Raw genomic sequence first — 14,371 nt, 5'->3', positions numbered from 1 at the left:
TTTTCAATTGCGTAAGCTGGCGTACGTGACCATCATTTTAGGAATCATCATCATGTTATTTCCTACCGTGAATGAATGGATTGAGAATCAGCAACAAAAAAAATTACTGCAAGAAGCTGAATCATTATCAAAAACAGATAAATCGACACTGACCCCCGAAATGATTAAAGGCTATACACATTTGTCCAACTGGCTGACGACTTCTGCAACGGCGGGTGGATCACAATTGTCTGACACCACCACTTCTCCATCGGTTCAAGAAGAAGCTCCCATTGCTACAATCCGCATTGATCGTATCGGGTTGAAGCTTCCTGTGCTAGAAGGGGTGACCCGCGACCATATGAGATATGCAGCCGTACATATGTCGGAAACCGCGACACTGGGCCAGGTAGGTAATGCTGCTATAGCCGCTCATCGTTCACGAACGACTGGACGTTTATTTAACCGACTTAATGAGGTGAAAATCGGAGATCAGATTCTAATACACACTCGGGGTGAAAAATACGTATACGAGGTCTACAACATTTCAATTGTCACTCCTACAAACGTCTCCGTTTTAAAAAGCATCAAGAAACAAAAGCTCCTCACATTGATTACATGTGATCCTCTTGTAAACCCGACACATCGACTCATCGTTCATGCCAAACAACTGACCTAATACCGCTAATGGTAGCGGAATAACCTAATAAATTATCTTGGTGGTGACCCAATTTGAGTGTATCTTTGACCTCTTATACTGCCTTATTTTTAATAGGCTTAACTCTGGCGCTGTGGATATATACGTTTATTGTTTTACGTTCCGTGATGATGGAGAGATCCTTACTGCGGAAACTTGCTTATCAGGACCCTGTAACGGGTCTGCTCAATCGGAATGCACTTGAACTATTTCGGAAAAGAAACAGCAGCAAAGAAGGCATTGCTGTTATGTATCTTGATCTGGATGGATTCAAAACCATTAATGACACATATGGGCATGAAATAGGTGACATGTTGCTCAGGCAGGTAAGCCATCATTTACTCCAGGTGACCAACTCAGATCAGAAGGCTTTTCGGATCGGGGGGGATGAGTTTCTGCTTATTATGAAAAATTATGATTCCAATCAGGTCAAAATTCTAGCAGGATTACTTTTACAAAAAATCAGTGTTCCTTACAACATCCAAGGAGTCGAACTGCAGGTTACAGTAAGTATTGGTATTAGCATGCATCCTTCTCCGAAGGAGTCTCTGCTTTCATTGCTCAAAGAAGCCGATATCGCCATGTACCAAGCCAAACGAATGGGGAGAAACCGCTATGCTATATACCAGAAGATCAAACGGGGATCAAACGTCGGTTCATATGGTACTGCATGGGTTAAAAAGTCTGGTATTCGAAAAAAAACAAAAATACAAAGAATACAACAGATGGCAGCGCTCTAAGACCACAAAGATACCAGTAACAACAATCAGGCGGGCAATTCCTATACAGCCAGGATTACCCGCCGATAATCACATCTTATTCCAGTTTACCTTTGGCAATCAGCTTGAAATCATCAAAGTGGAATCCCGGTGCAACAACACAGGTTACCAGCACAGGCTCATCCCCAAGCGGACGTGCCGTTTGCCATACTGTTCCTGGTACCAGCGCTTGCGGATGCTGTCCAGCCTCCACATCGGCACCGACGATAATTACGGTTTCTTCGCCGGGCTCTTCTCCGCTTCCACCCAGCTTCAACTCCACAGGACTCCCGCTATGATAAAGCCACAGCTCATCTGAATGCACAACATGCCACTCGGAGAACTCACCCGGATGCAGCAAGAAATAAGTCGACGAAGCTGCAAAACGCGGACCGGAATATACATCAGGCAGCACAGGTTTTGGAATTTGAAAATTAGCCTTCCACATCTCTTTGTACCAACCGCCTTCCGGATGGGGCTCCATGCCCAATGCCGTTACAAGCGGTGAAATAGCTTTCGTCATTGTACTAACCTTCCTTTACCCTAAATTCCTTCTTCCCTACTGTAAAACATAGCGTTGCTTTTGTCACGTTTCTCCCTTGGCATGTCGAACACTATTATTTCATGTCAAATTAAATAACATTAAATTGTGAATATTCATTTCGATTTTATCATATAAATAGCAGTTAACAAGTAAAAAAACATACCAAAATATACTGCACGTAAAGTTTTATGACATATAATCTTGTTTTTTATTGTAAGCTTATAGTATCATGAGAGAAATTTTTAAATTCTGATAGAGCTTGATCATGTCAGTCTGTCTACTAAGCTATGTATCCAAGCCTAAAAGGGGTGAGCTCTCTGATCCATTTTCGCAATGTAAACAAGCACTACGGTCACTTTCATGTACTCAAAGACATCAACCTTCAGATTAAGGAGGGCGAGGTCGTCGTAATTATCGGCCCCTCCGGCTCAGGCAAAAGCACCCTGCTTCGCTGCATCAATCGTCTGGAAACGATATCGGATGGGGAGCTGATCGTTAACGAGATACCTGTACATGACAAAAAGATTGATATTAACGCCTTCCGCCGCAATATCGGGATGGTGTTCCAACATTTCAATTTGTATCCCCACAAAAAGGTGATTGAGAACATTGTGCTGGCACCTATGAAGGTACTGGGCATCTCGAAAGAAGAAGCTACTCAAACAGCTCTCACCTATCTGAAACGCGTCGGAATTGAGGAAAAGGCACAGAGCTATCCCGCTCAATTATCCGGTGGACAGCAGCAGCGGGTCGCGATCGCCCGCGGGCTCGCAATGAATCCGAAAATTATGCTGTTTGACGAGCCTACTTCAGCTCTTGATCCCGAAACCATCGGGGAAGTACTGGATGTCATGCGTTCGCTCGCCCATCAGGGCATCACGATGGTCATCGTTACTCATGAAATGGGCTTTGCCCGCGAAGTGGCGGATCGCGTGATTTTTATGGACAAAGGACAAATTTTGGAAGACAGCCAACCTGCAGAATTTTTTCAGAACCCGGGTGAAGAACGGGCTCGCCTGTTCCTAAGCCGTCTGATTCATCATTAAACAGACTACGAATGTAGCGTAAATCGAAAGGGGATTTTTCTGATGAGAAAAAGATTTCAATGGAGTACTTTGGTGCTGGTAGCCTTATCCTGTCTACTCGTCTTGGCAGGCTGTGGAGGCAAGCAAGGAGCGGCAACGTCGGGGACTGAGACGGCAGCAGCCAACGGGCTGGAAGCGATCAAACAGCGTGGTAAGCTGGTCGTTGGGGTGAAATACGATACCAAACTGTTCGGTCTGAAAGATCCGGCCAGCGGAAAAGTAGAAGGCTTTGATATCGACATCGCTAAGGCTGTAGCCAAACATATTTTTGGCGATGAAACCAAGCTTGAATTAAAGGAAGTCACGTCCAAAACACGTATCACAATGCTGCAAAACGGGGACATCGACGCCATTGTCGCAACAATGACCATTTCGGATGAACGCAAAAAACAGGTCGATTTCAGCGACGTCTACTTTAACGCCGGGCAATCCCTGCTCGTGAAAAAAGGAAGCTCGATCACCGGGCTAGAGTCTCTGACCCCGGATACCAAGGTACTCGCCGTTAAAGGTTCTACCTCAGCAAAAAATATCCGTGAAAAAGCACCCAAAGCAACGATATTGGAATTCGAGAACTATCAGGATGCTTTCAACGCCCTCAAGGCAGGTAAAGGGGAAGCGTTGACTACCGATAACTCTATTCTGCTCGGCATGCAACAGCAAGATCCAAATTATACTCTTGTAGGCGGGAACTTCACAGAGGAACCTTACGGCATTGCAGTGAAAAAGGGACAGCCCGAACTGCTGCAAGCCATTAATGATACGCTCAAGGAACTGAAAAGCAACGGCGAATACGATAAGCTCCACGAGCAATGGCTTGGGGTTAAACCCGAATAGTATTCTTGTGAAGGAGCCGCAATTGCGTGCTCCTTCCTTTCTTTAAGCAACATCCCACCACAACAGTACAACCTAAATTCGGGAAACTCTATCCACTCTTGAATACCCTATAGCTCTGGATAAGGAGGTAAATTCGCAGATGCTTACTTTTGATATCAACGTACTTTTCGATCATAGCGACCGTTTCAGAGAAGGCCTGCTTCATACCGTTCAAGCTAGTGTCATCGCCTTGATCGGAAGCTTTATTCTTGGAGCTATTATCGCCATCCTCCGAATTGCGCCTTTTAAATGGCTAAACTGGATCGGTACCGTCTATGTGGAGGTCATTCGCAATATTCCATTGCTGATCGTCGTGCTGTTTTTTTATCTCGGGCTTCCCACTTTGGGCGTCCCCTTGGACGGCTTTGTATCTGGAACGCTTGGTTTGACTGTGTACACGGCCTCCTTTATTGCAGAAGCCATACGTGCCGGCATTCAATCTGTACCGAAGGGGCAATTTGAAGCGGCAAGGTCCTCCGGGTTGAGTTACAACCAGACGATGATCAGCATTATTTTACCGCAAGCCATCAAAATTGTGCTGCCTGCGATCGGCAACCAATTCATCAATCTGGTCAAAAACTCTTCCGTGCTGGCCATTGTGGCCGGAATGGATCTAATGTATTACTCGGATCTAATTAACTCGGATACCTTCCTGCCCATCACAGTCTATGCCATCACGGCGTTGTTGTATCTTATATTGACGGTTCCGCTCAGCTTTCTTGTACTGTATATGGAGCGACGTCTATCCAAAACATCCTAAGGAGGGAAGCCCGTATGGATTTCGGTGGATTGTTTGTATGGCCTAATGTGCGCTTTATACTGGAGGGCTTCCTGCTAACGCTGGAGGTCGCCATTTACTCTATCGTATTCAGCTTCGCTCTCGGTATTGTGTTTGGCATCCTGCGCTATACCCGCTTACCTGTCATTTCACAGGTTGCCGCCTTTTTAATTGATCTGATTCGCAATCTTCCATTATTGCTCATTATTTTCTTCATCGGCATGGTTTTACCATCTATCGGTATTTCCATTTCCCTCAAGTGGGCAGCCATCACGGGACTGTCGATCTTCGAGGGGGCCATGATCGCAGAAATTGTGCGCAGCGGTCTCAATTCGGTCCATAAAGGACAGGTGGAAGCCGCACGTTCCTCCGGTCTAAGCTATTCTCAAACCTTATGGCATATCATTCTGCCCCAAGCGCTGCGCCGCATGGTTCCACCCATTGTCAGTCAGTTCATTTCCCTATTCAAGGATACCTCTCTGGCTGTCATTATCAGTTTGCCGGAGCTGACGCATAACATTCAGATTGTCGGTGGACAAAATCAGTCATTTGTCATTCCAGCTCTGCTGTTCGCCGCTTTCCTGTACTTTGCTGTCAATTACAGTATGTCACTGATTGCACGCAGGCTGGAAGTTCGTACACATTAATGTCATTATCACTCATCAGGGTTGCCACTAGTTGGCACGCTCTGTCAGCACAGCTTGTATCATTTCAATCAATTGTTTCATTGCTTCTCCCTGGTAACGGTCAGACCGATGAGTCAACTCTAGCTTACCCTGGGGCGATCCATGCAAAATAGGCACAGTGCAAAAGTGTGAGGGATTCAGTTCTGCCGCAAGGGACTTCGTCTGTAGGGTTACGGCAAGTCCCTCCTGCACCCAGCGCAGAATTGAAGGTATGGAATTTGTCTCCAAGACGGTTGCAAAGGGATACCCGCGATCGCGGAAGCACTTCTCAATTAGCTTCCTGCCGGGATGAGACTCTGGCTGCATCGCCCAGGGTAAATGCCTCAATTCATCCAGCGTAATGGAAGAACGGTTGGAAAACACATGCTTCACCGGAATAATAAGACAGTAGTTCTCCGTGCGAAGAGGAAGCTGGACAAGCCTTTCATCCGTACCCGAATGTAGCGTAATGCCAACATCCACTCGGTTACCCAGCAGTTGTTCTGTTAAATCGAATGATGGACGGATGTGCAGGCTGATTTTAGGAAATGACTGATGAAAATGGATAAGCATTTCTTGCAATGATTCCTCCAGCTCCGGTAATGCGATACCAATCCGTACACTCCCGCGTTGCTCGGTGCGCAACTCCTCAATGGAAGCCTTCGCTTGCTGTAAATCCTTGAGCGCATGTGCACTGTGTTGCAGCAACAATTTCCCGGCATCTGTCATTTTAATTTTCTTGCCTGCACGGTCAAAGAGCGTCATCCCCAATTCCTCCTCCAGCGCCTTAATTTGCAAGCTGAGCGTGGGTTGGGAGATTCCAATCTTTTCCGAAGCTTTCGTAAAATGCAGTTCCTCGCATACGGCTATGAAGTATTGAAGCTGACGTATTTCCGTCTTCCTTCTCTCCCTTCGCAAATCCACAGAATGGTTACACTAAAAGGTTAAAAGAAGCGCGAGATCGGATCACTCCGGTTCGCGCTTCTTTTAAAGTTATTGCGCTTTTTTGAGATTATTGGGCTACTTCTGCTTTTTCCGCAGTCAACGTAATATTCGCAAACGTGTCTCCATCGTACTCCTTGCCACGGGTAATATCGTAATTGGCTACCCGATTATTCACTGCCTCTAGCGAGTACCGGAATAACGTTGGTACGATTGGCGCCTCCTCGCTCATATACGCCTGCCACTGATTGTATATATCTTTACGATAGTTGTCGTCAAAGGCTTTGACCGACACACCTTCCTTTAACAACTTATCATTCTCTTCACTCGTAAAACGCGAATAGTTAAAGCTGGCTCCGCGTCCATACAGCCCACTAGGGTTTACATCTGAACCCGTTCCCCATGCGCCGCCAAAAATATCAATGCCGGGGTCATCCTTTTGCACACGATCATAGAAAGAATTGAACTCAAGCAGACGACCATCCACCAGCTCGACATGAAGTCCGACATCCTTCCAGTTTTGCAAATAAAACTTGGCCAGCGATTCGGCTGTCGCATCCCCGCTCATTGCTGCATAATAGAGCACAAGTTCCTTACCCTTAGGGTCCTCACGGTATCCATCTCCATTGGTGTCCACATATCCAGCCTCGTCCAGCAGCTTTTTCGCCTTGTCCGGGTCATACGTGATGCCCTTTGCATTTATATCATGATAGCCCTTAAAGGCAGGTGGAATCAGGGATGTTGCTGGAATTCGAAGTCCATGATAGAGCTGCTTGCCGACCTGCTCATTATTCAGCGCATAGCCAAGGGCCTGACGCAATGACTTGTTCGCCAGCTTGGCGTTCGGGTCCATGATATTTAGACTCTTGGCCTGATCGAATTTGCCCAGCTTAAAGCCTACATAGCTATAAGACAATTCCTCCTGACCGAGAAACTGTACATTTTTCGGATTACTGGCCTCATTATAACGAGTGGTTGGATAGCTGGCCCAGTCAATTTCTCCGCTTTTCAACGCCTCGGTAATGACATTCGGGTTCACAACCTTCAGATGAAGGCCATCCAACTTGGGCTCACCGTGGAAATAATCTTTATTTTTGACGAATTCCACAGATTCACCTGTGACCATAGATTTAATTTTGAACGGCCCATAGCCAATCGGATTTTTACGGACAGGATCAGATCCGGCCATGTCTTTCACGGGAATGTTCTGAAATACCTTTTTCTCCAGTGGCGTAGACCAAAGTCCCGATTTCACCGAAGGATTAGGTTCCTTGAAATGAATAGTAACCTCTTTCTCATTCAGCACCTTGATGCCTGAAATCGTTTTTTCCTTACCCGCATGATATTCCTCCATGCCCACAATGTTGGTCATAAAGCTATCGTAACGCGGACCTTCGTAGTCTTTATGACCGATCACTTCATAGGAAAAAGCATAGTCCTCCGCCGTTACGGGATTACCATCCGTCCAGTTCAGTTTGGGATCAATTTTGACAGTCACCGCCTTATTGTCTGGGGAAAAGGAAATCGTCGCCGCCCCTTTATCGTTAATATTCAGATTGGAGTCAATTGAAAACAAAGAAGGATAGAAAAATTGGAAAACTTCAAAATCCGGATTGCCATCATAAAATACAGGATTCAGAATACCTTCAAAAGGGGTATCGGACACGAGTGCATAATTGATGATGCCGCCCTTAATCGGTGCCTTATCGTTCTTGACCGCCTTCGCTAGCGCTGTCGTATTCACCTGCTTGCTGTCGGACCCCGCGCCGCCTGTACCATCAGACGATTTTCCTCCATTCGAAGCGGAAGGCGAGCCGCTGCATGCGGCCAGAGAAAGTATCAAAATTGCAGATAGAACAGCCAGAATTCCTTTTTTCCAGCGTTTAACCATTGTAAACCCCTCCTTGTCATTGTCCTTATCCTTGAACTTCGGTTAACCCAATCGTTGTCTGGCATCCGTGGCGCGTTTGAGCGCCTGACCGATAAAGTTGATCGCCAGCATCAGCACCAAAATAAGCAGTGAGGCAGGCAACCACATCCACCAGCTATTCTGCAAAACATCCGGGTCATTGGCGTAACTCACCAGTGTTCCCAAGCTTGGAGTAGATTCCGGCAAGCCAAAGCCGAGATAGGAAAGTCCCGTCTCAATCCCGATATTTCCCGCAAGGCTGAGTGTCAGATTGACGATCACGACCGAGCTGAGATTGGGCAGCACGCCAAACCAGATGATTTTCCAATTAGGTGTACCGAGGGTTTTAGAAGCCTGTACATAGTCCAGTTCCCGCTCTGATAGCACCTTGGCCCGAATCAGGCGTGCTTTTCCAATCCATAGAAAGGCGGTCATGATGAAAATAAAGGACCCTATGCCGCTTTTGGGGACAATGCTGACAAATACGATGACCAGCATCAAAAACGGAAGCACCAGGATAAAATCAATGATCCGCATGATGATGTTATCGACCAGTCCCCCATAAAAACCAGCTAGTAAACCTAACGTCAAGCCAATGGCGGCGGATAGCAATGTAATCGTAAAGCCAATGGTGAAGGAATTGCGGGCCCCAATGACCAGTTGGCCGAAAATATCTCTGCCCGCTCGGTCCGTACCCAGCCAATGCACTGAGCCTGGAGCTTCACGGATCGCGCCCAAGTCCACCGTCGTGACTACATCCTGATTTACAAACAGGACAGAGACATATATAAAGATCAAGAACAGAACCACAAATCCAATGGAAACCAAAGCCGTTTTGTCACGCACCAGCTCACGACGCAGTACAGACCAACTGGATGGTGATTTACGAATGATTTCCGGCGTGAAGACCTCCTCCACCTGTACAGACATCATAATCCCTCCCTTTCTCTAGACTTGTTCGCTATTCGATTCGAATGCGGGGATCGACCTTGCTTAGGATGACATCAGATAAAAGGGTCCCTAATAGCGCCAAGAATCCGGAAATCATCACCAGCGCGTTCACGACGGAAAAGTCCCGTTGAGTGATAGACTGGAGAAATAGTTGGCCCAACCCCGGATATCCAAAAATAGATTCAAGGAAAATGTTGCCCGCAATCACTCCCGTTAGGTCGTAGCCCAAAAAGGCAGCAATCGGCAATAGAGAGTTTTTGAAAATATGGCGGGAATAGATTTTCCCTTCGGGCACTCCTTTGGAACGCGCTGTTTTCACAAAATCCTTCAGTCGTGTGTCAATGACCTCATTGCGCAAATACTGAATCGTAGCCGTTGTACTGAGTAATGCGCCTGTCACCGCTGGTAAAATGAGATGATAAGACTTGTTCGCGTAATATGCCCATGTCCCCGGCTCCACGCCTACATCCACACTGCCGCTGGTTGGAAACCAGCCGAGCCTGAATCCGAACACATACAGCAGTAGCAACGCGAGTATAAATAGGGGGGTCGCAAAGCTGAGATAGGTATAGCCCACTACGGTTTTGTCCAGCAGGCTATGCTGATAGCGACCGCTGAGTACACCGAGCGGAATGGCGATTAGATACGTCAGAACCAGAATTACTACGCCTAGAAAGAACGTGTTCCCCAAACGGCTGCCAATCAAATCGGTAACGCTGATTTTATGTACATAAGATTTGCCTAGATCCCCGTGAGCCAGCTGGACGAGCCAGTTGCCATATTGCACCCACACCGGGTCATTCAGTCCCAGTCTTTGCCGCTGTTCTTCCAGTGCGGCCGGATTCAGATTGGGTGTCGAAGTAATAAGTCCTGTCAGGGCATCCCCCGGCATAGCCTTAGCCAGAAAAAATATAAGCACACTCAGTGCAAAGAGCTGAGGGACCATAACCAGCAGCCGGCGCAGTGTAAATTTCCACATTTTCTATCCCCCCCTTATGGTAGCGCGACTTGATGGGATGGACTTACTGATTTTAGTTCAAACGGCTTTCCACTCGCGTCTAGATGTTTAGGCAGCTCTGTTTTGTAGGAAGATAAAAGCAGTCGCCTTTTTTGGGCATTTTCCAGCCGTTTTGCAGGATCAATATTGGGAATGGTTGCAATGAGCCGTTGGGTGTACAGATGCTGTGGACGCTCATAAATGTCCTGCTCGCTCCCCTGTTCCACTAGGCGGCCCCGGTACATAATGCCGATTTGGTCGCACATATGGCGGATAATACCTAGGTCATGACTGATGAACAAATACGTCAAATTGAACTCCCGCTGCACATCCTTCATAAAATTAAGCACTTGTGCCTGCACCGAAACGTCCAGCGCCGATACCGGCTCATCAGCAATGATCAGCTTTGGGTTTAATGTCAGCGCACGTGCAATCCCAATCCGCTGCCGCTGACCCCCGGAAAATTCATGTGGATATTTGTAGGCCGCATCGGCGTTCAAGCCGACCTTTTCCAGTAGTGTCTGTACTTTCCTCCGTTCTTCCTCACTACTTAGCCTTTCAAAATTTCGCAGCGGTTCAGCAATGACATCCAATACGCGCTTACGCGGGTTGAGCGAAGAATACGGGTCCTGAAAAATCATCTGAATGTCTCTACGCAGCGGATGACGGTTGTTACGGCTCAGAGCCGCAAGGTCCTTTCCCTTAAAAAGAATCTGTCCGCTCGTCAGCTTATTTAGGCCGATGATCGTCCTGCCTGTCGTCGTTTTTCCGCAGCCGGATTCTCCCACCAGCCCGTATGTCTGGCCTGCCTCAATGCTGATCGACACGCCATCCACTGCTTTCACCTGATCGATAACACGCTGGAAGAAACCGCCGCGCACCGGATAGTGGGCCCTCAAATCATTTAACTCCAGTAGTGCCATGAGCAGCCTCCCCCTTAGCCTCGTCTTCAAAATGAAAATGCTGGTAACATGTACAACGGACCCAATGACTAGGGGAAATTTCATTTAATTGGGGATGATCTTCATGCGCTCTCTGCTGAATCCAGGGAATACGCGGAGCAAAGCGGCAGCTATTGCGGGGAATATCTTGCAATGAGGGAACAATGCCGCCGATGACATGCAGCGATTCCCCCTTGGTATGCGATCCCGGCATGGAAGCAAGCAAAGAACGCGTATACGGATGCTGTGGATGCCGGAATAATTCAAAAACATCGGCGCTCTCCACGATTTCTCCGGCATACATGACCACCACGCGGTCGGCTACTTCTGCCACAACGCCAAGATCGTGCGTAATCAGGATAATTCCGCTTCCGGTTTCCTGTTGAAGCTGTTTGAGCAAGTCGAGAATTTGCGATTGGATCGTTACATCGAGGGCAGTAGTCGGCTCATCTGCAATAATAAGAGAAGGTCGGCAAGCTATGGCAATCGCGATCATCACACGCTGCCGCATCCCTCCTGACAGTTCATGCGGATACTGCTCATACACACGCACAGGATTCGGTATATCTACACTTTCCAGCAGCTCCAGCACACGTTCCCTTTTTTGCTTCGTAGATAGTGACGTATGATAATCGAGATTTTCCTCGATCTGCTTACCAATGTTCATCAACGGGTTGAGTGCTGTCAGCGGGTCCTGAAAGATCATGCCAATGCCCGCCCCGCGGATTTTATTCATTTGCCCTGAAGAGAGACGATTCAGGTCCGTGCCTTTAAAAAGAACCTCTCCCTCTACACGTGTGCGCTCCATGTCATGCAGTTGTGCGATCGAAAGCGCCAGCGCACTTTTGCCACAGCCGGATTCTCCGACTACAGCCAGCACTTCATTGGGGTTGACCGTCAGATCCAGTTGGTCGACTGCGGGGTGATATTGATCCTTGATGCGAAAAGAGACGGATAATCCTTTAATTTCCAACACGGGTTCGGTATCCAATGCGCGCTTCCTCCATTCTCCATGGTCTTGTCCCGCTTATTCTCACCATGTTTGATGTTTAAAACCTCTCATGAACATTACATACCGTTTTTGTCGGAATAATTTGAATACATCCTATCACCAGTATATGGATATATCAATTAAGATTATGCTATCAACATCATTTAAAAAATCAATGATCCAGCAGTAGCGCGGCCTTTCTGGCACAAAATGTAATGAAATAACCAACCACAGGTTAATTTTCATCACAAAAAAAGCCGCCTGATCCCTCTACAGGGATCAAACGACTAACTAGCACTAGCTCATATTAAACTCTTGGCGTTAATTACGAAGCTGCTCCATAGGAGCCAGACTTGAACGTTCTGGGATCGTACCATTTGTAGCCTGCTGCCGGAGCAGACCAAGGCTCAGGTTGCGGTTCCGTGGAAGCCGCAGGCTCCTCGAACGGCAGAAGCTTCGTCGGCTGATCAAGAGTCAAACCTGCCACATCGGACAATTTCGTGTAGTCCTGCTTCCATGCAAGCCATTGGACCGTTTGCACCAGGAGGGTGGCATCATCCACTTCCTTAAACCCATCATACGTCTTCTTCGACTGTCCGTTTTCCTCACGCACATATTTCGGTGTAGCATCTTCTACAGGTGAAGAATCACCGATAAATGCTGCCTTGCCTTGACCTACCTTGGAGATAGCGGCATAAGGTCCTTCCGCACGGCCCCCGCCGTTATAAACTCCCTGGTCTACAGCATTTCCCCATTTTTTCGTGCCTGAAGGGATATAAGCAATGCCTTTAGCCTTGGTAGGATCAATAATAGCCAGCGTAGATCCCGCATGCATTGCAATCGAGCGAACACCCTTGGTAATGCCGAAAGATTGATCTGCGGCTACAATGTCGGTAGCATTCACGTCACCAAGCGCATTGTAACGGAAACGAACGCCAAAGTTGGTCGCCAGCCAATCGGAGCTTGTTAATCCTTGCATCGCCGGTGATGCAGCTTCTTCTGCAGTCATGCCTTTTGCCAGGTTAGTATAGGCTCCACGACGGTAGCCATTCATAACCTCGGAGGAATCCCAACGGTTTTTGTTACGGTCCGCATTATAATGGTCGGAGATGAAGAATACACTCCCCCCGTTGTTCACATATTGCAGCAGGGCAGCCTGCTCGGATGCCTTAAAGGCAACATTCGCTTCACCGATGATAAACACATCATATTGGCGCAGCTTGTCATACGTTATAGCCTGCTCCCCATAAGTAAAAGGAATGGGGCGGTTCAATTGGTCCACTGTAAAGCCTACATTACGCAGTCCATTGGCAAAATCAGAGAAGGCGCCTTCAATGACCCAATCTGCTGCACCAGCGGTCTGTGCGTGCGTATTATCGAACAGCACCTTTTTGCCTTTTCCATCCGGCAATGTAGTACCGGGTTGATCCGGGTTGCCAGGATCAGGTTCGCCCGGATCACCAGGTTCCCCCGGCTCGCTTCCGCTCACCAGCTCGACAGCACTTGGGCTTTTCACTCCGCCAAAATTATTGTAGGCGCCGAGTGTACCCGTCACACGAATTTTGCCGCCGATCAGCTCAGGATGGCCTGATAACCCAAATTGCCCTCTGTACGCTGATGTCAGCTGTACATCCAATAGATTAGACGTATTACGTTCATTTGCCTGATCGGCAATCAGTACGTTAAAATCATTCGCAAACGGGGGAGAAAAGTTAGCCGTCTTCGATCCGGTAGCATGTCCGACGATGTAGCCTTCCACCGTCACCGTACCTCCACTGCCTTGGCGCTGAAGTGCTTCGGCTACTGTCAATGCTCCCTCTGCCTTGGCCTGACCGAATGGAACGAAGATCCCGATCAGCAGTGATACGATTGCTGCCAGATGCAGCATTCCTTTCAAGCGTGAACCTGTGAACCGCAAGCCTTTTACCATACGTCAATATCCCTCCCATTATTTCCATCAATGTAATTGTCCTCTATCAGATTAGCTATCAATCTTCTAATTCCTTCCTGATTTCATCCATAATTATGTAAAATCTAATCTTTTTTATTGGAAACGCGCCTGTTTATGTAAAAATTGAACCCTGTGATTGACACCGAGCACGGCATACATTACGCTAAGAAAGACATGTAGAACGGTATATGCGAATGAAGATGACGGGAGAGTCTGTCAGGGAGCCTACACTCTGGCGGCACCGAAGGAGCAAGACGCCAGCACCCGGCTGGCGGATAATCTCTCAGGTCCATGTATCGTCATCTGACGC

General features: G+C 47.6%; 14 protein-coding genes and 1 riboswitch. Of the genes, 6 read left to right on the top strand and 8 right to left on the bottom strand.

Annotated elements, in window-relative coordinates; genetic code table 11:
- Positions 1-7 precede the first annotated feature (7 nt).
- Positions 8-658 carry a class D sortase gene (locus AC6EJC_RS20835; protein WP_444955612.1) on the top strand — a complete coding sequence of 217 codons (651 nt, stop codon included), beginning with the start codon at positions 8-10 and terminating at the stop codon, positions 656-658.
- Positions 659-711: 53 nt separating this feature from the next.
- Positions 712-1,416 (top strand): GGDEF domain-containing protein, encoded by a 705-nt coding sequence (locus AC6EJC_RS20830; RefSeq protein ID WP_444955611.1) that lies wholly within the window; start codon positions 712-714, stop codon positions 1,414-1,416.
- A 76-nt stretch (positions 1,417-1,492) separates the two neighbouring features.
- Here AC6EJC_RS20830 and AC6EJC_RS20825 read toward each other — a convergent pair whose 3' ends face one another.
- The gene (locus AC6EJC_RS20825) at positions 1,493-1,957 is read right to left on the bottom strand and encodes a cupin domain-containing protein (RefSeq protein WP_444955610.1); all 465 of its coding nucleotides are present in this window, start codon (positions 1,955-1,957) and stop codon (positions 1,493-1,495) included.
- A gap of 329 nt (positions 1,958-2,286) precedes the next feature.
- Between AC6EJC_RS20825 and AC6EJC_RS20820 the strand changes: the two genes are divergently transcribed.
- From AC6EJC_RS20820 to AC6EJC_RS20805, 4 genes are all read left to right on the top strand, one after another.
- Positions 2,287-3,024 carry an amino acid ABC transporter ATP-binding protein gene (locus tag AC6EJC_RS20820; protein WP_444955609.1) on the top strand — a complete coding sequence of 246 codons (738 nt, stop codon included), beginning with the start codon at positions 2,287-2,289 and terminating at the stop codon, positions 3,022-3,024.
- 42 nt (positions 3,025-3,066) lie between these two features.
- Positions 3,067-3,897 carry a transporter substrate-binding domain-containing protein gene (locus tag AC6EJC_RS20815; RefSeq protein WP_444955608.1) on the top strand — a complete coding sequence of 277 codons (831 nt, stop codon included), beginning with the start codon at positions 3,067-3,069 and terminating at the stop codon, positions 3,895-3,897.
- Positions 3,898-4,036: 139 nt separating this feature from the next.
- On the top strand, positions 4,037-4,696 hold the full coding sequence (locus AC6EJC_RS20810; RefSeq protein ID WP_444955607.1) for an amino acid ABC transporter permease: 660 nt from the start codon (positions 4,037-4,039) through the stop codon (positions 4,694-4,696).
- Between the two features lie 14 nt (positions 4,697-4,710).
- Positions 4,711-5,361 carry an amino acid ABC transporter permease gene (locus AC6EJC_RS20805; RefSeq protein ID WP_444955606.1) on the top strand — a complete coding sequence of 217 codons (651 nt, stop codon included), beginning with the start codon at positions 4,711-4,713 and terminating at the stop codon, positions 5,359-5,361.
- Between the two features lie 27 nt (positions 5,362-5,388).
- Here the strand turns inward: AC6EJC_RS20805 and AC6EJC_RS20800 are convergent, their stop codons facing one another.
- From AC6EJC_RS20800 to AC6EJC_RS20770, 7 genes are all read right to left on the bottom strand, one after another.
- Positions 5,389-6,303, bottom strand: coding sequence for a LysR family transcriptional regulator (locus tag AC6EJC_RS20800; protein WP_444955605.1), 915 nt, complete (start codon positions 6,301-6,303; stop codon positions 5,389-5,391).
- A gap of 88 nt (positions 6,304-6,391) precedes the next feature.
- Positions 6,392-8,212 carry an oligopeptide ABC transporter substrate-binding protein gene (gene opp4A / locus AC6EJC_RS20795; protein WP_444955604.1) on the bottom strand — a complete coding sequence of 607 codons (1,821 nt, stop codon included), beginning with the start codon at positions 8,210-8,212 and terminating at the stop codon, positions 6,392-6,394.
- A 42-nt stretch (positions 8,213-8,254) separates the two neighbouring features.
- Positions 8,255-9,160 (bottom strand): ABC transporter permease, encoded by a 906-nt coding sequence (locus tag AC6EJC_RS20790; RefSeq protein WP_444955670.1) that lies wholly within the window; start codon positions 9,158-9,160, stop codon positions 8,255-8,257.
- A 31-nt stretch (positions 9,161-9,191) separates the two neighbouring features.
- Complete coding sequence (gene opp4B, locus AC6EJC_RS20785; protein WP_444955603.1) at positions 9,192-10,160, bottom strand: oligopeptide ABC transporter permease; 969 nt, start codon at positions 10,158-10,160, stop codon at positions 9,192-9,194.
- A 14-nt stretch (positions 10,161-10,174) separates the two neighbouring features.
- The gene (locus tag AC6EJC_RS20780) at positions 10,175-11,101 is read right to left on the bottom strand and encodes an ABC transporter ATP-binding protein (protein WP_444955602.1); all 927 of its coding nucleotides are present in this window, start codon (positions 11,099-11,101) and stop codon (positions 10,175-10,177) included.
- Complete coding sequence (locus tag AC6EJC_RS20775) at positions 11,079-12,110, bottom strand: ABC transporter ATP-binding protein (protein WP_444955601.1); 1,032 nt, start codon at positions 12,108-12,110, stop codon at positions 11,079-11,081. The genes AC6EJC_RS20780 and AC6EJC_RS20775 overlap by 23 nt, the downstream gene beginning before the upstream one ends.
- Before the next feature lie 325 nt (positions 12,111-12,435).
- On the bottom strand, positions 12,436-14,040 hold the full coding sequence (locus AC6EJC_RS20770) for a DUF6359 domain-containing protein (RefSeq protein ID WP_444955600.1): 1,605 nt from the start codon (positions 14,038-14,040) through the stop codon (positions 12,436-12,438).
- 215 nt (positions 14,041-14,255) lie between these two features.
- Positions 14,256-14,370, top strand: a riboswitch (glycine riboswitch).
- The last annotated feature ends 1 nt before the right edge of the window (position 14,371 follow it).

The sequence above is a fragment of the Paenibacillus sp. TY11 genome, assembly GCF_059772165.1.
Note: the sequence above shows the minus strand (reverse complement) of the source record. Positions and strands in the feature narration are given on the sequence as shown.

Bases quoted from the DNA above. Each gene is read 5' to 3' on its own strand.
- AC6EJC_RS20825 (WP_444955610.1), bottom strand. From the start codon at position 1,957: ATGACGAAAGCTATTTCACCGCTTGTAACGGCATTGGGCATGGAGCCC.
- AC6EJC_RS20815 (WP_444955608.1), top strand. From the start codon at position 3,067: ATGAGAAAAAGATTTCAATGGAGTACTTTGGTGCTGGTAGCCTTATCC.
- AC6EJC_RS20810 (WP_444955607.1), top strand. From the start codon at position 4,037: ATGCTTACTTTTGATATCAACGTACTTTTCGATCATAGCGACCGTTTC.
- AC6EJC_RS20805 (WP_444955606.1), top strand. From the start codon at position 4,711: ATGGATTTCGGTGGATTGTTTGTATGGCCTAATGTGCGCTTTATACTG.
- opp4A (WP_444955604.1), bottom strand. From the start codon at position 8,212: ATGGTTAAACGCTGGAAAAAAGGAATTCTGGCTGTTCTATCTGCAATT.
- AC6EJC_RS20790 (WP_444955670.1), bottom strand. From the start codon at position 9,160: ATGTCTGTACAGGTGGAGGAGGTCTTCACGCCGGAAATCATTCGTAAA.
- opp4B (WP_444955603.1), bottom strand. From the start codon at position 10,160: ATGTGGAAATTTACACTGCGCCGGCTGCTGGTTATGGTCCCTCAGCTC.
- AC6EJC_RS20780 (WP_444955602.1), bottom strand. From the start codon at position 11,101: ATGGCACTACTGGAGTTAAATGATTTGAGGGCCCACTATCCGGTGCGC.
- AC6EJC_RS20770 (WP_444955600.1), bottom strand. From the start codon at position 14,040: ATGGTAAAAGGCTTGCGGTTCACAGGTTCACGCTTGAAAGGAATGCTG.